This is a genomic window from Leptolyngbya sp. GGD (assembly GCF_026735145.1).
GTDB lineage: Bacteria > Cyanobacteriota > Cyanobacteriia > Leptolyngbyales > Leptolyngbyaceae > Leptolyngbya > Leptolyngbya boryana.
Window position 1 is genome coordinate 279,089 of record NZ_JAPQKE010000002.1, and the last position, 20,034, is coordinate 299,122.

18 protein-coding genes are annotated in these 20,034 nt (G+C 46.3%); 7 read left to right on the top strand and 11 right to left on the bottom strand.

What is annotated here, in order from left to right; all coding sequences use genetic code 11:
- Positions 1-56: 56 nt before the first annotated feature.
- From OU814_RS10290 to OU814_RS10300, 3 genes are all read right to left on the bottom strand, one after another.
- Entirely contained in the window at positions 57-230 is a 174-nt protein-coding gene (locus OU814_RS10290) for a hypothetical protein (RefSeq protein WP_017285856.1), read from the bottom strand.
- Between the two features lie 22 nt (positions 231-252).
- Complete coding sequence (locus OU814_RS10295; RefSeq protein ID WP_268182518.1) at positions 253-900, bottom strand: Hsp20/alpha crystallin family protein; 648 nt, start codon at positions 898-900, stop codon at positions 253-255.
- A gap of 100 nt (positions 901-1,000) precedes the next feature.
- A complete protein-coding gene (locus tag OU814_RS10300) occupies positions 1,001-3,394 on the bottom strand; it encodes a response regulator (protein WP_268182520.1) in 2,394 nt (797 codons plus the stop codon).
- 214 nt (positions 3,395-3,608) lie between these two features.
- Here OU814_RS10300 and OU814_RS10305 point away from each other — a divergent pair, with 214 nt between their 5' ends.
- The 5 genes from OU814_RS10305 to OU814_RS10325 all read left to right on the top strand — a co-directional run bounded on the left by OU814_RS10305 (position 3,609) and on the right by OU814_RS10325 (position 9,569).
- Positions 3,609-4,343, top strand: coding sequence for a GerMN domain-containing protein (locus OU814_RS10305; RefSeq protein ID WP_268182523.1), 735 nt, complete (start codon positions 3,609-3,611; stop codon positions 4,341-4,343).
- Between the two features lie 237 nt (positions 4,344-4,580).
- On the top strand, positions 4,581-6,119 hold the full coding sequence (locus OU814_RS10310; RefSeq protein ID WP_268182525.1) for a phytoene desaturase family protein: 1,539 nt from the start codon (positions 4,581-4,583) through the stop codon (positions 6,117-6,119).
- Between the two features lie 43 nt (positions 6,120-6,162).
- Positions 6,163-7,428, top strand: coding sequence for an FAD-dependent oxidoreductase (locus tag OU814_RS10315; RefSeq protein WP_268182527.1), 1,266 nt, complete (start codon positions 6,163-6,165; stop codon positions 7,426-7,428).
- A gap of 63 nt (positions 7,429-7,491) precedes the next feature.
- Positions 7,492-8,616 (top strand): GNAT family N-acetyltransferase, encoded by a 1,125-nt coding sequence (locus OU814_RS10320; protein WP_268182530.1) that lies wholly within the window; start codon positions 7,492-7,494, stop codon positions 8,614-8,616.
- The gene (locus tag OU814_RS10325) at positions 8,613-9,569 is read left to right on the top strand and encodes an NAD-dependent epimerase/dehydratase family protein (RefSeq protein WP_268182533.1); all 957 of its coding nucleotides are present in this window, start codon (positions 8,613-8,615) and stop codon (positions 9,567-9,569) included. Before OU814_RS10320 ends, OU814_RS10325 begins: the two co-directional genes overlap by 4 nt.
- A gap of 77 nt (positions 9,570-9,646) precedes the next feature.
- Here OU814_RS10325 and OU814_RS10330 read toward each other — a convergent pair whose 3' ends face one another.
- Complete coding sequence (locus OU814_RS10330) at positions 9,647-10,258, bottom strand: DUF4142 domain-containing protein (RefSeq protein ID WP_036045149.1); 612 nt, start codon at positions 10,256-10,258, stop codon at positions 9,647-9,649.
- A gap of 208 nt (positions 10,259-10,466) precedes the next feature.
- Complete coding sequence (cysE, locus tag OU814_RS10335) at positions 10,467-11,240, bottom strand: serine O-acetyltransferase (protein ID WP_268182536.1); 774 nt, start codon at positions 11,238-11,240, stop codon at positions 10,467-10,469.
- Positions 11,241-11,415: 175 nt separating this feature from the next.
- On the opposite strand from cysE, the gene lysS reads away from it, so the two are divergent.
- Positions 11,416-12,936, top strand: coding sequence for a lysine--tRNA ligase (lysS, locus tag OU814_RS10340; protein ID WP_268182539.1), 1,521 nt, complete (start codon positions 11,416-11,418; stop codon positions 12,934-12,936).
- A 77-nt stretch (positions 12,937-13,013) separates the two neighbouring features.
- Here lysS and OU814_RS10345 read toward each other — a convergent pair whose 3' ends face one another.
- The 5 genes from OU814_RS10345 to OU814_RS10365 form a co-directional block, all read right to left on the bottom strand.
- A complete protein-coding gene (locus tag OU814_RS10345) occupies positions 13,014-14,819 on the bottom strand; it encodes a M61 family metallopeptidase (protein WP_268182541.1) in 1,806 nt (601 codons plus the stop codon).
- Between the two features lie 116 nt (positions 14,820-14,935).
- Entirely contained in the window at positions 14,936-15,640 is a 705-nt protein-coding gene (locus tag OU814_RS10350) for a Crp/Fnr family transcriptional regulator (RefSeq protein WP_017285869.1), read from the bottom strand.
- A 63-nt stretch (positions 15,641-15,703) separates the two neighbouring features.
- Positions 15,704-16,555 carry a 3'(2'),5'-bisphosphate nucleotidase CysQ family protein gene (locus tag OU814_RS10355; RefSeq protein WP_268182544.1) on the bottom strand — a complete coding sequence of 284 codons (852 nt, stop codon included), beginning with the start codon at positions 16,553-16,555 and terminating at the stop codon, positions 15,704-15,706.
- 26 nt (positions 16,556-16,581) lie between these two features.
- Complete coding sequence (locus OU814_RS10360; RefSeq protein ID WP_017285871.1) at positions 16,582-16,761, bottom strand: hypothetical protein; 180 nt, start codon at positions 16,759-16,761, stop codon at positions 16,582-16,584.
- Between the two features lies 1 nt (position 16,762).
- The gene (locus tag OU814_RS10365; protein WP_017285872.1) at positions 16,763-17,842 is read right to left on the bottom strand and encodes a PIN/TRAM domain-containing protein; all 1,080 of its coding nucleotides are present in this window, start codon (positions 17,840-17,842) and stop codon (positions 16,763-16,765) included.
- 320 nt (positions 17,843-18,162) lie between these two features.
- Here OU814_RS10365 and hemW point away from each other — a divergent pair, with 320 nt between their 5' ends.
- Complete coding sequence (gene hemW, locus OU814_RS10370) at positions 18,163-19,341, top strand: radical SAM family heme chaperone HemW (RefSeq protein WP_268182547.1); 1,179 nt, start codon at positions 18,163-18,165, stop codon at positions 19,339-19,341.
- Here the strand turns inward: hemW and dps are convergent.
- Entirely contained in the window at positions 19,331-19,897 is a 567-nt protein-coding gene (dps, locus tag OU814_RS10375) for a DNA starvation/stationary phase protection protein Dps (RefSeq protein WP_017285874.1), read from the bottom strand. The genes hemW and dps overlap by 11 nt on opposite strands.
- Positions 19,898-20,034 lie beyond the last annotated feature (137 nt).

A 20,034-nucleotide genomic window follows, 5' to 3' on the forward strand; every position in this document is an offset into this window, starting at 1 on the left:
TCTCAGCTTTTGTCACTCCTCACCAGCCTTCCATAGTCAAGTTAGAACCAGCCAAGTTAGAAATGTTTCTCCTTGGTTGGTTCTCCTTCAAACGGTTGCACCCCAGTGGCAGGATAGTCATCATCACTCGTGCCAAAGATCCGAACGATCGCGCCTGACATAAACTGAATCACGTTATGCGGAATCGATTTCACCGTTTGCCATAGAGATCGATCGTGTGTAGTAGACATACCATTTCTCCTCAAAATCAAGTTAGCCTTCGCTCTTTGCTCGCATATGAACAGCGTCCTGCCGATGTTCTTCGTGTTGTCGATCCTGAGTCACCGTTTCTCGGACGGCTTGATCCAAATCGCCTTCCGACATCGTTTCCAGCGCATCTTCCGCTCGGCGATGCACGGTCTGCTGACGATGTTCATCATCGAGACGATTTTGGGTGGCTGTAGTTCGCAGCTTGTCTTCTAGATTTACTTTGAACACAGGTTGCTGAGTGGGTTCAAGTTTCGGCAAGGTCAAAGTAAGAATGCCATTCTTGAAGTCTGCTTTAGCTTGCTCATAGTGGACAGGTGTTGGTAGTGGAACCCAACGTTGAAACTGACCATAACGCAACTCACAGTGAACCATGCCTTCGGTTTCGGTTCGTTCTTCAGCGTGATGGCTGCCCGCGATCGACACAGCATTCTCGGTCACTTGAACATCTAAATCTTTCGCGTTCACACCTGGGACTTCTGCTTTGAGAACAATATCAGTTTCGGTTTGTTTTAGCTCGATCGCAGGTGTCCAAGTCATTCCACGTCCCGGTGCACCTCCCGTGTCATGATGCGTCCACGTATCAAACATCTGATTCATCTGATGACGCAGAGTTTCCAAATCTTTCAGCGGTTGCCAATGAATCAGCGACATATCTGTTCCTCCTGGCGTTCTTTCGATGAGAGCGAGGGAAGATCGCTCTAAGTTCAGGATAAAAAAACACTGTGAGGAACTTGTGAGGAAGCACGATCGCTCAAGACTTTAAAACGACATCCGATTCGGCTGGGAGAATTGAGCTAATCGTATGCTGAGAATGGGTTTCCTCTCGCAAGCGTTTCGCTTGACGCAGCGCTAAATCTGCTGTGCGATAGAGAGTTTTTAAGTCTTTGCCATCTTCGGGATATTGTGCAACTCCAGCACTAAAGCTCACATGTACGATTTCTCCGTTCTCGGTCGTTAAAGCTTGCTGATTCAATCGCTCTAGCACTTGCATCAAGCGTTGCACACCATCTTCGCGCGTTACGCCATACATGCCAATCACAAACTCTTCTCCACCCCAGCGTGCAACAATGTCCTCGCTACAGAACGATTGCTGGAGTAAATGCCCAAATTGCCGCAAGACCGCATCGCCTGCGGCATGACCATATTGGGCATTGACACTGCGTAAATGATCGACATCAATTACCGCGATCGCAACAGATTGGTGAGACCGATCCGACGATCGTAAAAATGCTTCTAGTTCCTGGGTTGATTTCTGCCGATTCATTACGCCCGTCAGCGGGTCAGTGTCTAGAATTTGGCGAACGAGTCTGACCCGCTCTAACCGATTGAGAATCCGGGCGACCAGTTCTGCACCCACGATCGGTTTACTAACAAAATCATCCGCACCCGCAGCAAAGACTTGAGAAATCGTTTCAGATTCTGAATGAGCAGTCAGAATCACAACGGGTAGGTGATGCCAATGCAAATCGTTCCGCACGACTTGACAGAGTTCAATCCCCTTAAAATCAGGAAACTCTAAGTCAAGCACTAACACATCCGGCGAAACCGTTTCTAAAGTTTCCCAAAAGCGATGCGGATCATTGAGCGTATACACCTTCAATCCCCAAGGACTAAGCAAGACTGTCAAAGCATCAAGGAGAGCGATATCATCATCGACAACTAGAATCTTCGATGGTGTGGGTAGTGCGCGTTGAAGGACTTGAGAGACTGCCTCTAGGACTTGTGGAATCGGAGTTGTTTTTTGTAAAAGTAATCGTCCACCATGTCGGGAAACTTCTAGGCGTTCTGTCAGTTCATTGTGCGAGGTTAGGACAATCGTTGGAATCGTCGAGCAGCATTGCTGCAACGAAGTCAGCAATGCCATGCTGGTTGAGATCGAATCAAAACAGTCGAGATCGAGGAGAACAAGGCTAGGAGCATCATTTTGGCAAATCTTGATTACCGCTTTCGCAGTCGTCGCGATCGTGCATTGATAGTTCCACAACAAAAATTCACTCTCTAGCGCATCCAGAAAATCACGATCCTGCGAGATGACCAGGATAGAGGGCAACTGAACAGTTGCTAGATTCGCGATCGCCGGAGTGACTTCTGGACAAATCGGAGCAGAACTCGAAGCTGGAACATCAATGACTCGACGGAGCGTCGCAAGCAGTTCTTGCAGTTGGGTCAATGCTCTTGGCTTTAAGGGGCATCCTGCCAAGATTTGTTCGATGTTTCGAGCAATCTGTGAGCCTTCTGTAAACCCAAACGTGCCCAAAGCTCCAGCTAAGGTATGGGCTTGTCGAGTCGCTGATGCCTGTAGTGTCCAATCAGACTCACAAGCAACGCGCTCGATAATTGCAATCTGTTCATTGATCCGCTCTTTATAGCTTGTCCAAACTGCTCCGAGCTTCGATCGAACTTCTTGCTCGACCGAAGTCGGAATCGTCGATGTCAGTAGAGCAGCATTGCTTAAAGGTTTGAGCCGATATCCAATCCCATAAACCGTTTCAATAAAATCCGCAGGTGCGCCCACTGCTTTGAGTTTCTGACGCAAGCCTTTGATATGCGTTCTAACGGCTTCTTCTCCCGGCGCATCATAAGCCCATAAATGTTCGAGAATATTGCCACAGCTAAAAACTCTGCGACTGTTGCGTAAGAAGAGTTCTAAGAGTCCGTATTCTTTTGGCGTTAAGATCAACGGTGTAGAACCGTAACTGACCTCACAAGAGCTAGGATTTAATTCTAAATCTCCCCATTCGAGCATCGGAGTCCCTGTCGAACTCGCTCGACGAAGCAGTGCGCGGATTCTGGCGACTAATTCTTCTTCATCAAAAGGTTTTACGACATAATCATCCGCGCCTGCATCCAGTCCAAGTGCGCGATCGTGAGGACTTTGGTAAGCCGTGAGGAGCAGAATCGGAAGTTGAGGAGTGTGGGGTTTGTCAGGGGTCGGGGCTGCACTGCGGACTTGTCGGCAAACTTCGATCCCGTTTAAGTCCGGCAGTCCAACGTCTAGAATTAATAGATCGTATTCAAAACTGTCGAGGAGTGCGAGTCCGGATTTGCCATCTTTCGCGACTTCTACAGCATAGTGGTGGGCAGTAAGAATCGTAGTCAATGCCTGAGCCGTTAGTTCGTCATCTTCAATGACTAGAATCCTCATAACGCCTCTTGATAGCCAGGTTGCCATTTCTATTGTGTGCCAGTCTGAAGATGCTGACAGTTTCTAGAAAGAATTGGTAACAAAAATTCAATGAAACAGTTTCGCAAACCGTTACAATTTCATCCTCACAAGTTCCTCAATTTTTTGATTTAGAGTAAAAGCTAAGAGAGCAGTTCCTGCCTCTGAACCATGATTCTCCGGACAGGAGTGTCTTATGAAACTTCAGATCCCTCGTTCCCCTCATCCTGATGTCATTGCTGGATTATCGCTGCTTTTAGCTTTAACCGGAGGCACGGCTTGGATCATCTGGCAAACGAACCATCCTCGCTTGGTGATACAGTCTCAACCCTCGACTCAGATCGAGCAATCTGCAAACACAGTTCCGAGTACAGGTCCACACTCGACAGCAAAAGCTCAGCCAACCCCAAAGACTCCAATTTTCTCTGCGCCTACTGCACCGAAACGGGTTCCATCTGGGGAAGAAACGGTCACCCAACCGATCTTTGAGCCTCCTGCTCAAGTTTATTGGCTACAAGCTAGAGGACAACAGATTGAGATGGTTCCAGTTGCCATGTCGCGCGTTCCTCAACGAACTGAAACTGCTACCCTGACTGAAGCACTCAATTATCTCTTCACGCATCCGAAGCTCGATCGCTTAGACAGTACGATTCCGCAGGGAACGCGATTGTTAAGCTTGCAGATCAAACCGGATGGCATTCACCTCAACCTGTCGCAAGAATTTACACAAGGCGGTGGCAGTACTTCGATGATCTATCGAGTCGCACAAGTGCTTTATACGGCGACCAGTCTTGATCCACAAGCCAAAGTGTACTTGTCTGTAGAAGGGAAACCATTGAATGAAGACAATCCGCTAGGCGGCGAAGGTTTAATCTTGCGACAACCGATGACCCGTCAACAATTTGTCAACGATTACTTAACTCAGGAGTAAATAATGTCTGATCCCAAAAAACCGTGGGTTTTCACTGTTGAGCCTGGCACATTGCTTCTGATTGCTGCTGCTCTATTGCTCGTTCCTCTGCTATTGGCTGGCTTCTTTTCTCAGTAATGGCAGATAAGAGCGCGATCGTGCCCCTATCTAGAGATGGATGAGTAAATTCATTGCATCCGTCAATATCAAGCGAACAAGGCTTTTTTACTCGTTAATCACAATTGCAGGAAATGTCCCATGACTACGGATTATCTGATTGTGGGCAGTGGTTTATCCGCATTGGTCTTTTCAGCTCTCATGGCAAACTCTGGCAAAAAAGTGCAGCTTTTAGAAGCTCATGAGTATCCAGGCGGGTTTGGGCATACGTTTACCTTAGCCAAGAAGTATCGTTTTAATGCCCAGTTGCATTATGTTTGGGACTGTGGAGAAGGGCAAACCGTCAATCGAGTCTTAAAAAAACTAGGCTTAGATCAGGATGTCACCTTTAATCGGTACGATCCCGATGGATTCGACCACATGCGGATGCCTGGGTACAAGCTAAACATTCCTTCAGACCCACAAGAACTGATTCGCAGATTGTCAGCTCTTTTTCCTGAAGCAACCGATCAAATTCGCCGGTTTGTTTTAGAAGTAGAAAAGACTGGCTCAGGCTTAAAGCGATTATCGCCACCGATCAATCCAGTTGAATTGTTACAGCATTCTGGAGAAGTATTCTCTACAGTGCTCTATCTCAATAGCACACTTCAGGATGTGTTTGATAAATTCAAGCTCCCGAAAGAGGCACAAACTCTACTAGCTCTACAATGGCAAGACTTTTTACTTCCACCGGATCAACTGTCATTTTATGCTTGGGTAATTCTGTTTACAGGGTATCAAAACGGCGCATTCTACCCTGTGCAGCATTTTGAGCATGTGATCAATTCCCTCGTCAACGTCATCGAAGCAAATGGCGGCGAAGTTTTGCTTAATCAGGAAGTTACCAATTTTATGCTTCAGGATAATGCAGTCATTGGGGTGCAAACCTTCGATCGCGTTACGCATCAACTGCATGAATTTACAGGCAATACGATCGTGTGTAACATCGACCCGAAGAAAGCTGCCAAAATGATTGGAGAAGAGAAGTTTTCGCGATCGATTCGGCAAAAACTGAACTATGACTATTCGCCTTCAAACTACATGGCGTACTGTGTGGTGAAAGATTTAGATTTGCGAGACTATGGCTTTGGAAGATGGAATACATTTCACACGGAGCATCCAGACTTAAACGAAGCTTTCTATGAGATGTATGAGAAGAATGATTTTTCTCGTCCTAGCTTTGCGATTACAACACCCACATTGATGAGCGACACGCACCGAGACTGCCCGGAAGACTGTCAGATTGTGGAATTTCTGACGGTTGCGAACTACGAGTACTTTCGGAAGTTGAAGGAGAGCGATCGTAAAGCGTACTACCAGAAAAAAGAAGAGATCTTAGACTCGATTTTAGATGTGGTTGAGCAGTACTATGTTCCGAATTTTAGAGAGCATATCGTCTTCAAAGTAACTGGCAGCCCAACGACGAATGAGCGATTCTGTGGGTGTCCTCAGGGGAATTCTTACGGCTCAAGTCTGACCCCAAAAAACATGACGCTAGGTAGACTCAATCGCGAAACCTCGCTGAAGAACTTCTACTTCTGTAATGCTTCATCAGGATATCCCGGATTTGCTCCGACCTTTTGGACGGGAGCACTTTTGTATCAACGATTATCAGGCGATGTGATTTTATCGAAAGGCTAAAAATTCATAGATTAAAACATCCGATTCGTCTGGAAGAATAACAATGAAAATCGCGATCGTAGGCGGGGGAGCAAGTGGGCTAGTCACTGCCTACTTGCTTCATCAACAAGGGCATCAGGTGAGTGTTTTTGAACGTCAGTCGATTTTAGGTGGACACATTCGCACGCTCAATCAAAACGTCCAACCTAGCTGCTCTGACTGTGATCAGGTACTAGAAGGCGGAGTACTAGAATTTCCAGTTGCTTTTCGGAACTTTCTGAAATTGATGCAAGAGCTAGAAGTCGAATTAGAGCCTGTCCAAGTTGGGTCTGCTTTGTATTTTCAAAATGGGCGGCACTTTCTATCGAGAGGTGTGATTCAACAGAATTTTGCGGGAATGCGACATGCGATCGAGACATTCAACCTGACTCTGCTTTATGCTCGCTCAATCGGGTTATGGAGAAAGACGCGCCGTGCTACGCCTCAATCACTACATGGGCAATCCATGTCTGATTTTTGGCAGCGATCGTGCATTCAAATGGACTGGCTGAAGTTGCTGACCATGTATAGCTACTCAATGCCATTTAGCTCGATCGATAACTTTCCCGCAGAGCTAGCAATTCCAGCACTACGAGATTATGTGTTTGTCGATTGGGTCAGAATTAAAGGTGGTGTCTATTCTTATATCAAAAAGATCTTAGAGCGCTTTCAGGGCGAGATTGTCACCAATTGCAGGATTACAGAGATTCTCAGAACGCCTAATAACGTCAGAATTGCGTTCAACGATCGAGCAACACAGATATTTGATAAAGTCGTCTTTGCAACGCCGCCTGATCAAGTCTTGAAATTACTGGGTGATCCAACGCCAGAAGAAATTCAGCGGTTTGCGAATTGGCAAGAAACCCATGTTCAAACCCTGATGCATACAGATCGCTCAATGTATCAGCAGCATGGGGTTCAGCACTTTTCAGAATTTGATTTCTTTCAAACCGATCGAGGATGGGGATATAACGCGTATCTCAATCAACTCTGCGGCATTTCCTCATCGGTGCAGTATAGCTTAGCGTTTAATCTGGAAAGTTTGATTGATCCTGCGAAGGTGCTACATATTCAGCAGCACCATACTCCGTTCTATAGGGTAGACGCTTTGCAATACAGAAATGAAGTCATCCGCACCAATGGAGAAAACAATACGTATCATGCTGGCGCATATCTTGGAGATGGATTGCACGAGGGAGCCATTACTTCGGCACTGCGAGTCGCACATCGGATAGCTGGAATTGAGCGATCGTCAAGTGTGCGAAACCAAGAAACTTATGCCAGCTCATAATTCAAAAATTGCTTCGGGGATTCTGCCAGTGTATAGTCAGCAGTGAAGAACTGGTCAAGAATCATGCCAACCTTTGACGTATTTCCGGTGACATCTGCAACCGAGCAAGACATGTTTATCAATGTGCCTTGGGTTGTGTACTCCGGAGATCCAAACTGGGTTCCTCCTTTACGGAGCGATGTCGCGAAGCAGTTCAAGCCTGAAAATACCTTTTTTCAATATGGCAGACTCAAACAGTTTATTGCCATTAGTCGAGGCACTGCGATCGGAAGAATCGTCGCAGCGGTAAACGATCGCTTAGTGGAACGCGAAGGAAAAGCGATCGGGATTTTTGGTTTCTTTGAGTGCGTTGATGATATTGAGGTCGCAAAAGCACTGTTTGAAACCGCAGAGAATTGGTTGCGATCGCAAGGCATGACCGAAGTTCGAGGCCCAATTGATCTCTCGACTCACAATAACTGTTTATTTTTAGTGGATGGCTTTGGCTCACCTCCAATGGTGATGATGCCTTACAATCCAGCCTACTATCCAACTTATCTAGAAACCCTCGGCTGGACAAAAGCAAAAGATGCCTATGCCTATGATTTTCCACTCGATCAGCCCCTTTCTCCTGAGTTTGAAAAAGGCTACAAGATTGCGTGTAAATCAGGTGTTACTTTCCGACCTTTGAGAACTAAAGGCGAGGAATTTGAGCAGGACTGTGTGAGCTTATATAACCTCTTCAACAAAGCATTTGCGAATAATTGGAGTTCAACTCCTCGAACATTAGAAGAATTCTTAGACGAAGCACGATCGCTGCAAGATTTAGTCGATCCCGATGTTTTTCCGATCGCAGAATACAACGGTGAAATGATTGGCTTCTGGATGGGATTACCCGACTACAATATTCCATTGAAATACGTCAATGGCAAGCTCAACTGGATTGGAATTCTGAAATTCCTCTGGTATCGTCGCCAAATTAATCAAGGTCGAGTGATTGCCATTTGCTCTCTACCCGAATTCCAGAGAAAGCTTGTGCCCCTCGGATTAATCTACTTAGGACTCCAAGGTGGACTCAAGAAAGGAAAACCTTACAAACGAGCAGAACTGTCTTGGGTCTATGAAGACAACGATCGTTCTAGAAAATTGATCGAAGCCGCAGGCGCTAAAATCTACAAGACCTATCGTATGTATGAAAAACAGCTATGAGAGCATTAGTAACTGGAGCAAATGGATTTACCGGATCTCATTTAGTCAAATTACTCCTAGCGCGAGGTGATTCAGTTACTGGACTAGTTCGCAAATCTAGTAATATCTCTCGCCTTGCGGATTGTGATGTCAAATTTGTTTATGGTGACATTACCGATCGTGCTGCTTTAACGGAAGCGATGACAGGCGTAGATGTCGTTTTTCATACCGCCGCTTATGTTGAACTTGGGATTGTGAATGCGGCTGAAATGGAGCGGGTGAATGTTGAAGGAACTCGTGCTGTCTTAGAAGTCGCGAAAGCGATCAATGTCCCCAAAATGATCTATTGCAGCACGATCGGGATTTTTGGGGATACGCAGGGTAACGTGATTAATGAAACCTTCCAGCGTACTCAAGCAGAGTTTTCTTCTGCTTACGATCGTACGAAATACGAAGCTCAACAACTCGTTAATCAAGCGGTAAAAGATGGCTTATGGATTGCTAGCGTTCTGCCTTCTGGCATTTTCGGTCAAGATGATCCACACTTCCTACCTGTCTTGAGTGCATTTCAAAAAGGCCGGCTGAAAGTTTGGGCAGGAGGCAGCAGAGTCACCGGAATTGTCCATGTCGATGATCTTGCAGAAGCAATGATTCTCGCCGTCGATCGCGCAAAATCTGGCGAGTACTACATCATTTCAGCAGGTGATCTCACAACAAAAGAAATGTTCGAGATCTTCAGCCAAGAAACCGGAATTCCTGCCCCTCGCGAAGCTCCAAAAGCTTTAGTTCGCACCGTTGCAAGCATTCTCGATCCCATCGGTCGCCTCTCCGGTTGGCAGCCCCCGATCGACAATGAGCGAGTTCATTACCTCTACGATCGCTGTGTTCGAGTAGATGCGACGAAAGCTCGGCAAGAATTGGGGTGGAATCCGCGATCTCCGGAAGTTACCCTTAAATCGCTGATGAAGGGGTAGACAGAGTGGGGAGTGGGGAGTAATTTCTCCACTCCCCTAACTTGATTGAGTCCGATCTCACTCGCTCGCGTTTAGGTCTACCGAGCCGAAGTATTTTGCGTTTCGTTATAACGTCGCGCCACTTGTGCAAACTGATAATTTGTTAAGCGGCTAGCAGTCGTGAAATGCTGATTGATGATGGGTAAGCCATTCGTAACCACATTGATCAAATCAGGATTGCGTCCAAAAGCAGCTTCTCGCTGAAACAATGCTGCAACCTCTAAGTGAGCATTTACCCCACCTTCATCGAGATAAGCATTGTCGAATTGAGTCCCAGAAAGCTGAGATAACCGTGCCATTGCAGCTTGAAACTTCGCACTTGTAGCCGTTGGAAGTGTCACCCCAATCTGAGGAGCAATTTGCGTCAAATTCGCCTTTACGCCTTGCTGCTCTTTGATTTCAGCTTGGGCAAATTGTTGCACAGCTTGGTTCTTCGATTTCTGTAGTGCCAACTCACCCAGCATAATATTGCCTAAGCCAGACTGTGCTGCTTCGTTCACAAACGCCACATCAATTAAATTCACTTGCCGCGCCGGAGTTGCAGGAACGCGAGGAGTTTGAGCCGTCGCCTGCAAAGAAAATAGAGAGCTACCAAACGCAAAACAAAGTCCTACGATCGCGCAAAAAGCCAGAACTAAATACTTTTTCATCTTGAGAGTTTCCTTGATTCCGTCTAATTTATGGGCAGCATAAAGCCGCTTCATTCATAGTCGTAATCTGAATGAAAGTTCCCTCTCTCTCTAGAAGTGATCTATCGCCATCCTCAATCGGCTGTGAAATGGGGGAACAGGGAAAATTGCTCCCCATTCCCCCAACTTGCACGATCTGACAAATCCAACAGGAGTGCGATATCAGAAATTAAATCCCAGCGCCGTCGAGAAATTCATCAATCACGCGATCTCGCAATCGACAAGCCTCTCCATCCTGAACCGCAGCCTCTTCGACAGCAGGTTCAGAAGCTTCAGCCGCAGGCATCGCATAGCAAACAGCTAACGAGTCACGAGTTTGCAGAAGCTGAATCTGTTGCTCTAACGATTCAATGCGATCGACAAGTGCCCGAATTACTTGCGCTTCTGAATCCGGCAGTCGTCCATGCTCTAACGGCTCAACTCGCTCTCCCGCCCGGTAAACAATCCGTCCCGGCACACCCACAACGGTACAATCCGAAGGCACATCGCGCAGGACAACCGATCCCGCCCCGATCCGCACATTATTACCCAGTTGGATATTGCCTAGAACTTTCGCTCCGGCTCCCACAATCACGTTTTCGCCCAGGGTCGGGTGACGCTTTCCACACTCTTTACCAGTTCCGCCTAGCGTTACCCCTTGATAAATCAGCGCATAATCTCCGACGATCGCCGTTTCACCAATCACAACACCCATGCCGTGATCGATAAATACACCCTGTCCGATTGTTGCTCCAGGGTGAATCTCGATCCCAGTAATAAACCGGGAAATTTGCGACATCAGGCGCGGCACAAACGGAATGCCGACTTTGTACAACCAGTGAGCGAAGCGATGGAACATCAAAGCTTGCAGCCCTGGATAGCAAAACAAAACTTCCAGCCAGTTCCGGGCAGCAGGGTCACGATCGAAAATAATTTTGAAGTCAGCAATCAGGCTTTTCAGCACAGTGGCATCCCTATGTGGCGTGATAAGACCAAAGTTTATCTTAGCGTGTCAAGGAGCCTCATTGAGTGAAGCGATCGTGAATTTCAAAGATCGTGAATTTCAAATTGATAATTGCGATGTCCACTTCTTTGCCCGTTGCACTTCTATAATAAAAGGCTGCATTCTCTCAATTTCTATGTCAGACGAACTTCGCCAAACTCGGATCGAAAAGGTTGATCAACTCAAGCAGTTGGGGATCAATCCCTATGCCTATCGCTGGGAATCAACGCACTCTGCGGCACAGTTGCAGGAAAAATTTGCTGAGTTGCCGAGCGGTGAAGAAGACCCGATCGAAGTTGCGATCGCAGGTCGGATTATGCTGCGCCGCTTCTTGGGTAAGTTGGCATTTTTTACTATTCAAGACGAAACCGGAACGATTCAGCTTTACTTAGAAAAAAAGCGGATTCAAGAAAACATGGGCGAAACTGCATTCAAGCAGCTCGATAAGCTCTCAGATGCAGGTGATTTCTTGGGCGTGAAAGGCACCATCAAGCGCACCGATAAAGGCGAATTATCGATTTACGTGAAAGAGTACACCATCCTCACGAAGTCGCTGTTGCCCTTGCCGGATAAGTGGCATGGTTTAACAGATGTCGCAAAACGCTATCGTCAGCGCTACGTCGATTTGATTGTGAATCCTGAAGTGCGCGATACCTTCCGCAAGCGGGCTTTGATCACGGCTGGAATTCGGCGTTATTTAGATGAGCAAGGCTTTATTGAGATTGAAACGCCTGTGTTGATGAGTGAAGCGGGTGGAGCGGATGCGCGCCCGTTCATCACGTATCACAACACGATGGACATGCAGTTGTATCTGCGAATTGCGACAGAGTTGCATCTCAAACGTTTGATTGTGGGCGGATTTGAGAAAGTGTTTGAACTGGGTCGAATTTTCAGAAATGAAGGGATTTCGACTCGGCATAATCCGGAGTTTACGTCGATCGAGGTTTATCAAGCCTACGCCGACTATCACGACATGATGAACCTGACCGAGGCAATCATCACAACCGTGACTCAGAATGTGATCGGGACTCTCAAGCTGACCTATCAAGGTGAACCCGTTGATCTGACTCCACCCTGGCGACGAGTCACGATGCATGAAATTGTGCAGGAAAAGACTGGGATCGATTTTGCAGCATTCACCGATTTAGAAGCGGCAAAAGCAGCGGCAAAAGCGGCTGGATTGCAGAATATCGAAGATTGTCCTTCGATCGGCAAATTACTGAACGAGGCATTTGAACAAACAGTCGAAACGACCTTGATTCAACCGACGTTTATTTTGGATTATCCGGTCGAAATTTCTCCGCTAGCGAAGCCACATCGATCGAAGCCCGGACTGGTTGAACGCTTTGAATTATTTATGGTCGGTCGTGAGACTGCCAATAGTTTTTCAGAGTTAACTGATCCTTTAGATCAGCGTGAACGTTTAGAAGCTCAAGCTGCTCGAAAAGCGGCTGGAGACTTAGAAGCCCAAGGCGTTGATGAGGACTTCTTAACAGCGTTGGAATATGGGATGCCGCCAACGGGAGGATTGGGAATTGGTATCGATCGATTAGTGATGCTACTCACCGATGCCGCGAGCATTCGCGATGTCATTGCCTTCCCATTGCTCAAGCCGGAAAAGGCGGAGACGGATGAGGCGGAGAAGAAATCGAGTTAGTCGTCAACTGCGCTCACTTTGGGAGTGGGGAGTAGGGAGAACATAGGCTCGGATTGCTTCCTGTCTCCCTATCAGATTCACTTCTCAACTGAACGGCTAACTGCACTTAACGGTACACCGAGCCAACCTTCAAAATTGCTTTGTTGCAGCGAAGAAGGTTGCTCGATCGCTTCGATCGCAAATTGTGTCGCGCGCGGAGAACCTAGCGTCAGAGATCGTGTTTTCAATTCATCGCCGTGAAACAGCGTCAGTTCGATCGTATCTCCGGGTTTGTAATCTCTTAAACGCTCCTCAAACTGACCTGACGCAACTCGTAATCCATCGATTGCGAGCAATTCATCACCCGGATCGATCCGAGCTTTCTGAGCAGGTGATCCCGCTTCAACAAACTTGATCATTTCTCGCCCGTTCTCGGTTTTTACCGTCATTCCGGTCAATGGAGGCAGCGTTGCAGAACCTGCATTTGAACTGAGCCGTAATCCAAATCCAGCTAAGTATTCGTCAAATGGCAGTTCTTCTGTGCCGTGGAGATAGCGATCGAAGAAATTCGTCAAATCAAATCCAGCGATCGATTCAATCACGCTCGTTAAGTCTTCTGGAGTAAAGCCGATCTCGTCTTTTCCAAACTTCTCCCACATTTGGCGCATTACATCGTCGAACGATCGTTGGTTCGCGTGTTTGATCCGAATTGCCAAATCTAGCAGCAATGTCACCATCTCACCTTTGAGATAGTAAGAAATCTGAGAATTTGCGCTGTTTGCATCCGGTCGATAGAGTTTGATCCAAGCATCAAAACTCGATTCACTTAACGGCTGAACCATTCGACCTGGCGTATTCAAATAGCGTGTAATTTCCTGACTCAAAGCATTTAAATAGGCTTTGGCATCATAGACTCCGGCTCGATACGGCAGAATCAAATCATAAAAACTGGTCGTTCCCTCGCTAAACCAGAGAGACGGGGTGTAGTTCTCACCTTCATAGTCGAATACTTCCAAAGCTTTTGGACGAATTCGTTTTACATTCCACAAATGGAAGAATTCATGGGCAACGAGCTGGATAAAGCGATCGTATTTGTCTTTCGCTCGAAATCCCAACCGAGAATAAATTAACGAACAGCAATCTTTATGCTCCAATCCGCCAAAAGAATTCGCCGTTAAATGGAGCAGAAAGAAATAGCGATCGTAGGGCAACCCACCGAATAGTTCTGCTTCGACTTCGACCACCTTTTTCGTGTCGTGAATTAAGCGATTGAGATCGAATTTTCCTTCTCCCCAAATCACAAATTGATGAGGTTTTCCTAACACATCAAACTCATAAGATTGATGTTTTCCAATCTCAAATGGGCTGTCAACTAATGTATCAAAATCTTTTGCAATGAATGTATTTTTTGCGATCGCGGGTAAAGCAGTAACAACTTTCCAATCTGGATACGGAGGCTCGATCATGACTTGAATCGGCTGATTCTGAAATCCTGGAACGTAGAAAAATAGAGCGGCTCCGTTGAAATAGCCGTGATTTTCATCCAGATGATTCGTTCTGACCGTCAATTCGTTCGCAAAAATTTGATACCGAAGCTCGATTGAGTCTTTGCCTTCAGTTGAAATTTGATAGTGATTTTTCGCTAATTTTCGCCAGGGTGAGGCAGACTTAAAGCCTTGGAGATGCCGAGAATACTCGCGCACCAGATACGATCCCGGTGTCCAGACTGGCATTTTGAGCTCGACTGTAGCAGATTGGCAATTCCGGATTTGTAGCGTCACCTCGAAAAGATGCGTCTCTGGCTGAGGCATCGCGATCGCATAATGAAGCGTGAAAGGTTTTACAGGATCGGAAACTTCTTGAGACTGCTGCGATCCTGCCCAATCAAAATCTTCACGGTTCATGCTGATGCTCACTTAATTCTCAAAACGGCTCTCCCCTATCATACGAATCTGATTCCAAAAATAAAACGGTGTCAGATCAATCGACCCGACACCGAAATTCCAACTCTAAAATCGAACTAAGGTTTTTTGGTTGCTAACTGCATCAACTGTTTTAAATTCACTAAATGAATCACTTGCTGATCGGGATTAATTTGAATCCAGCCTTTGCTATTTAATTTTTCTAGAATCTTGCTCGTTTCCTCGGTTGAAATATCCGACACATCTGCCAAATCCTTCGCTGGAATATTGAAAATATCAACTCCTGATCCCGAAGTCTGTCCATAATTCTCGCCTAAGCTGACCAGGGTATTGACTAACTTGATCGCAGGCGGTTGATGTCGTAACTGAAAACGAAAATTCGTTTGGCGTAACCGTCTGACCATCAGTTGCAACATACGATGATGCAACTGAGGATCTTTGAACAAGGTCTGGATAAAGCGCTGCGCCGAAATACTCATCAGTCGGACATTCGAGAGGGCAATCACATCCGTCGATCTCGGAGATTCGTCTAAAATTGCCATTTCTCCGAAGAAATCCCCGCGCCCTAAAATTGCCAGCGTCGAAACATCTTCACCTGTTCCAGAATGTCGGCGAACCTTGACCCAACCTGATACTACGAAATAGACGGCATTACCCCAAGCATCCTCCATCAAAACGGCTCTGCCAGAGGGGTACTCGTGCTCGGTTGCGACAGAAAGTAACCAGTCTAGGGTTTCTGGATTTGCTGCCGCCAGTAACGGAAATAACTCACTGAATACTTCGGTCTGCATTGCGCGATCCATGGAGAAAAGGGGTCAGTATTAACGTTCCCTTTTTTCTCACCGTGATATCTATCACAGCCAAACTCAATATGAGAGTTGGGGATCAAGAACATTTCTTAAGCGCGGCAGTAAGAATTCGATCGCAGCAGGTTTGCCAATGACAATCGCTTGCTGATGCGCCAAACTCTCTAAATCCAAAACTTCCGGCGTAAATTCAATCGGTTTGCCATCGAGATCGAGACAGACTAATCCCGCAGCTTCGGCGATCGCCATCGGAGCCACCGTGTCCCAAATTTTGACGCGGCGATTCAAATAAATATAAACTTCGGCTTTGCCGAGCACCACATTCATTACTTTCAAGCCGAAGCTACCAGGGGATCGCAAAAATTCAATTTCAGGGATCGCAGCCCCAATTTTCTCAGATGTATTTCTGAAATCCTTGTCGCCAATAATGACGCGATACGAATTCGGAGGTGAGAGCGGGCTAAAGCAAGGTTGGGGATCTGCGTTACCCAAAACTTCCCAGACTCCAAGATTTTTTCCGCCGTAGTAAAGAATGTCGTGCTCAGGAGCGTACACCCAACCCGCGATCGCACGCTGCTGCTCTAACAGTCCAACTAAAACGGCGTAATCGGGATCGCCATGAATAAAGTCCTGCGTTCCATCCAGGGGATCAATACACCAAAATCTTGGATAGTCAGACTGATAGCGTTTTCGAGAGTCGGCATTTTCTTCTGTGATAATGCCGTCTTGAGGGAAAAGCTGGGTAAAAAATTCAGACAGTTGGCGATCGAGCGTTTGATCCACCGTGGTGACAAAATCACCGGGCGCTTTTTGAAACACTTCAAACTTTTCAGCAGAGAGAGTTTTTGCTTGTTGTCCACACGATCGAACAATTTGGCGAATCTCGGTCAGTTGGGCAGAATTCAGAGACATGGCGGATAGTAAGGAATTTAGTGATCTTAACGTTTGTGGGCTTTCCAAGTGCCGCCATAGAGATAGAAGGGATTGTCTTGACTGACTTGATTCCAGCAGTCTCGACATACAAAAATCCACTCCCCTAACTCATCGTATTGAATACGGTAGAGCACTGGAGCGGATTTGTCACAGAGCGCACATTGTTTTTCTCGGACTCGACTCATTTCAAGCGACAGCCGATGTTTTCGGCTTGGCAAAAATCATGCGACCTGCGGAGGTCTGCAATGAACTAGTCACCACGACTTGCAGCTCACCACCAACATAACTGCGCCCATCTTCAACCACAACCATTGTGCCGTCGTTTAGATAGCCAATGCCTTGAGCAGGCTCTTTGCCTTCTCGCAAGATTTTCAGGTCGATGCTGTCGCCCGGCAAGTATGAAGGACGAATCGCTTGGGTCAAATCGTTGACATTCAAAACCGGAACTTTCTGAACCGTTGCCACTTTATTTAAGTTGTAATCCGTGGTTAAGAGCGTTGCGCTGATCTCTTGAGCCAGGCGCACCAGTTTTGCATCGACGGTTTGAATATCGTCGTAATCTGCTGAATGAATGATCACTCGATCGGGATAACTTTCTCGAACCCGATTCAAAATGTCGAGTCCACGCCGTCCGCGCACTCGTTTTTGATCGTTGGATGCATCTGCGACTTGCTGAAGTTCTTGTAAGACAAACTGCGGCACGAGCAATTGACCTTCTAAGAATCCTGTATCTAACAGATCAGCAATTCGACCGTCAATGATGCAACTCGTATCGAGTACTTTCGTAGTCGCAGGTTTAATCGTTCCCTCAGACAAAAGCAGCGTTTCTGCACTGCTCGGATTGATTAACCGTAACAGCGATCGCCCATGCACATCCGCAAGTGACATGCCTGAAACCGAAAACATAATGCTGCCAACTACAGCAACCAGCGGTTTTAAGAATGAAAACTCTGGAGGAATCGGCAGTAAGAACGTTGGCGCAAGGAGCAAATTGGCAACGAGCAGTCCCATGACTAAGCCGATCGCGCGACTCAGAAGCGTATAAGCTGGAAGTTGACGGATTTGGCGCTCGATACGGCGGAATCCGCTTTGCGCGATTAGCCCGATCGCTAAGCCAAACATTGCCCCAAATCCCGCACAGACCCAGCGCAGTGCATCTGGATTTGAGACTTGTTGCAGTACACTTCCCGGCAATGCTTCAATGCCATGAAAGCCAGTTCCCGCCCCTGCTAGGATGAATGAAATAATGATGATTGCGTCAAGCATAATGGGTAAGATGAGACGCATTTGATCGCGTCTGTACGGGAAAATTACGAGTCAAACCAAGTGCCAAGTCTCTGAGGCGAAATTAAAGACAGAAATTCGCCAGACTAGAATTTTAGAGTATGTCAGGCTTAGCGATCGGGCTTGACTTTGCACCATTATATCTTGAGAGCTTATCGATTCCTGTGTCCAAATACCGATTACATGGGAGGTTTACCGTATCTTAGTCGTAGTTTGTGATACAAATGCTGGACTTTCTGAGAGGCAACCGTCAGAGAGTTTTGAAAAACCAATATTTTGGTCTAAAAAATGAGTGAATTGTTATGGAATTTAATGTTCCAACTTCCGCGTATGTGCACATTCCCTTCTGTCGAAGACGTTGTTTTTATTGCGATTTTCCGATCTCGGTTGTAGGGGATCAACGAAATGGCAGGAATTCTGGAACTATTGCTCAATATATTGAAAAGCTCTGTGAAGAAATTGATCGCTCTAATGATTTTGGTGAACCGTTAAGAACTGTTTTTTTTGGCGGGGGTACGCCGTCACTTTTAGCGGTGTCACAACTTGAGCAAATTTTAGATAAGCTCGATCGCCGATTTGGCATTCTTTCAGATGCCGAAATTTCAATGGAAATTGATCCAGGAACGTTTGATCTCGAACAAATTAAAGGCTTCAAATCAGCGGGTGTGAATCGATTTAGTTTAGGCACTCAGGCATTTCAATCTGACATTTTGAAAGCCTGCGGAAGAACACATACAGTCGAAGATATTTACACTTCAGTAGATCTGATCCGGCAAGCAGGAATTGAGAACTTTAGTTTGGATTTGATTTCAGGTTTGCCGCATCAAACGATCGAGAGTTGGCAAGAGTCGTTAGAGCAAGCGATCGCGCTTTCTCCCACACATTTATCCACATACGATTTAACGATCGAGCCGCAAACTCCATTTGGAAAGCAATTGAAACCGGGTGAAAAGCCGCTTCCGTCTGATGAATTAACGGCTGATTTATACCGATTCGCACAACGCACGTTGACGAATGCAGGCTTTGAGCATTACGAAATTTCCAACTATGCGAAACCGGGATATCAATGCCAACACAATCGCGTGTATTGGGAGAATCGATCGTTTTATGGCTTTGGCATGGGAGCAACCAGCTATTTGAATGGCGATCGGGTTTCTCGCCCCCGCAAACTGAAAGAGTATTACGACTGGATTGGCACAGCACAATCTGAAGCCGAAGTGAGTCAAACTGATCTGATGTTAGATAGTTTGATGGTTGGCTTACGGCTCAAAGAAGGCATTGATTTAGCACAGTTCAAAACCCAATTCGGAGAAGCTGCGATCGCTGAAATTGTGAAATGTTTAGCACCCTATCAAACATCAAACTGGGTCGAAATCACAGCAGCAAGTATCCGACTCACTGATCCAGAAGGATTTCTATTTTCCAATGTTATTTTGACAACATTGTTCGCAGCTTTTGAAGAAGATGAGTCTACTTTTTAGACTTTTTCTTACCGTTGGTTGCTTTTGTTTCTGCTGAACTTCCGTTGGTTGAAACTGGAGTTCCCTCAGCTTGCAAATGTGCTTCTAGAAACCACAGACGTTTGTCGATCGCTCTTGAGATCTCAGTATATAAATCTGCTGTGTCTGCATCTCCGAGATCGTCTGTTTCCGAAATCCCATCTCGTAATAATTTTGCGTAGGGTGCATAACGATCTGCTAAAGCAGTCAGATGAGATTTTCCGTCAAAAATATCGATCGGATATTCGGGAATCTCTGATGTCTGCGCTGCAAGTCTTGCAGTTCCAAGCGCTGTGCCACCCAGAGCAGTCACTCTTTCAGCGACCAGATCGATAAACTCTTCCAACTCGGATGACATTTCATCAAACAACTGATGAAGCTGATAGAAATCCATTCCCTTGACATTCCAGTGAGCCTGCTTCACTTGAGTCTTGAGATCAAGTGTATTTGCTAAGGTCTGATTCAAAATGTCGATAATTTGCGATCGAACATTCGCTGGAAGATCAATTCGCGTGAAATGAAGCGGAGTGCTACTCATATTGTTTTTTTCTGAATGTTTCCTAATAGTCTAATCGCAAATCGGAACTTAGGAAATCGCCAAAAAATTCCCTCCAGGCGCGCTCAATCATTGCTTACTTATAGTTTTGTATAGGCTACAAAATGATGAATTAGGGA

What these genes read in the sequence shown, in the direction of transcription:
- OU814_RS10310 (WP_268182525.1), top strand. Translation starts at nt 4,581, where the DNA reads ATGACTACGGATTATCTGATTGTGGGCAGTGGTTTATCCGCATTGGTC.
- hemW (WP_268182547.1), top strand. Translation starts at nt 18,163, where the DNA reads ATGGAATTTAATGTTCCAACTTCCGCGTATGTGCACATTCCCTTCTGT.
- OU814_RS10320 (WP_268182530.1), top strand. Translation starts at nt 7,492, where the DNA reads ATGCCAACCTTTGACGTATTTCCGGTGACATCTGCAACCGAGCAAGAC.
- OU814_RS10305 (WP_268182523.1), top strand. Translation starts at nt 3,609, where the DNA reads ATGAAACTTCAGATCCCTCGTTCCCCTCATCCTGATGTCATTGCTGGA.
- OU814_RS10300 (WP_268182520.1), bottom strand. Translation starts at nt 3,394, where the DNA reads ATGAGGATTCTAGTCATTGAAGATGACGAACTAACGGCTCAGGCATTG.
- dps (WP_017285874.1), bottom strand. Translation starts at nt 19,897, where the DNA reads ATGAGTAGCACTCCGCTTCATTTCACGCGAATTGATCTTCCAGCGAAT.
- OU814_RS10345 (WP_268182541.1), bottom strand. Translation starts at nt 14,819, where the DNA reads ATGAACCGTGAAGATTTTGATTGGGCAGGATCGCAGCAGTCTCAAGAA.
- OU814_RS10350 (WP_017285869.1), bottom strand. Translation starts at nt 15,640, where the DNA reads ATGGATCGCGCAATGCAGACCGAAGTATTCAGTGAGTTATTTCCGTTA.
- OU814_RS10330 (WP_036045149.1), bottom strand. Translation starts at nt 10,258, where the DNA reads ATGAAAAAGTATTTAGTTCTGGCTTTTTGCGCGATCGTAGGACTTTGT.
- OU814_RS10355 (WP_268182544.1), bottom strand. Translation starts at nt 16,555, where the DNA reads ATGTCTCTGAATTCTGCCCAACTGACCGAGATTCGCCAAATTGTTCGA.
- OU814_RS10365 (WP_017285872.1), bottom strand. Translation starts at nt 17,842, where the DNA reads ATGCTTGACGCAATCATCATTATTTCATTCATCCTAGCAGGGGCGGGA.
- OU814_RS10325 (WP_268182533.1), top strand. Translation starts at nt 8,613, where the DNA reads ATGAGAGCATTAGTAACTGGAGCAAATGGATTTACCGGATCTCATTTA.
- OU814_RS10315 (WP_268182527.1), top strand. Translation starts at nt 6,163, where the DNA reads ATGAAAATCGCGATCGTAGGCGGGGGAGCAAGTGGGCTAGTCACTGCC.
- OU814_RS10290 (WP_017285856.1), bottom strand. Translation starts at nt 230, where the DNA reads ATGTCTACTACACACGATCGATCTCTATGGCAAACGGTGAAATCGATT.
- OU814_RS10295 (WP_268182518.1), bottom strand. Translation starts at nt 900, where the DNA reads ATGTCGCTGATTCATTGGCAACCGCTGAAAGATTTGGAAACTCTGCGT.
- lysS (WP_268182539.1), top strand. Translation starts at nt 11,416, where the DNA reads ATGTCAGACGAACTTCGCCAAACTCGGATCGAAAAGGTTGATCAACTC.
- OU814_RS10360 (WP_017285871.1), bottom strand. Translation starts at nt 16,761, where the DNA reads ATGAGTCGAGTCCGAGAAAAACAATGTGCGCTCTGTGACAAATCCGCT.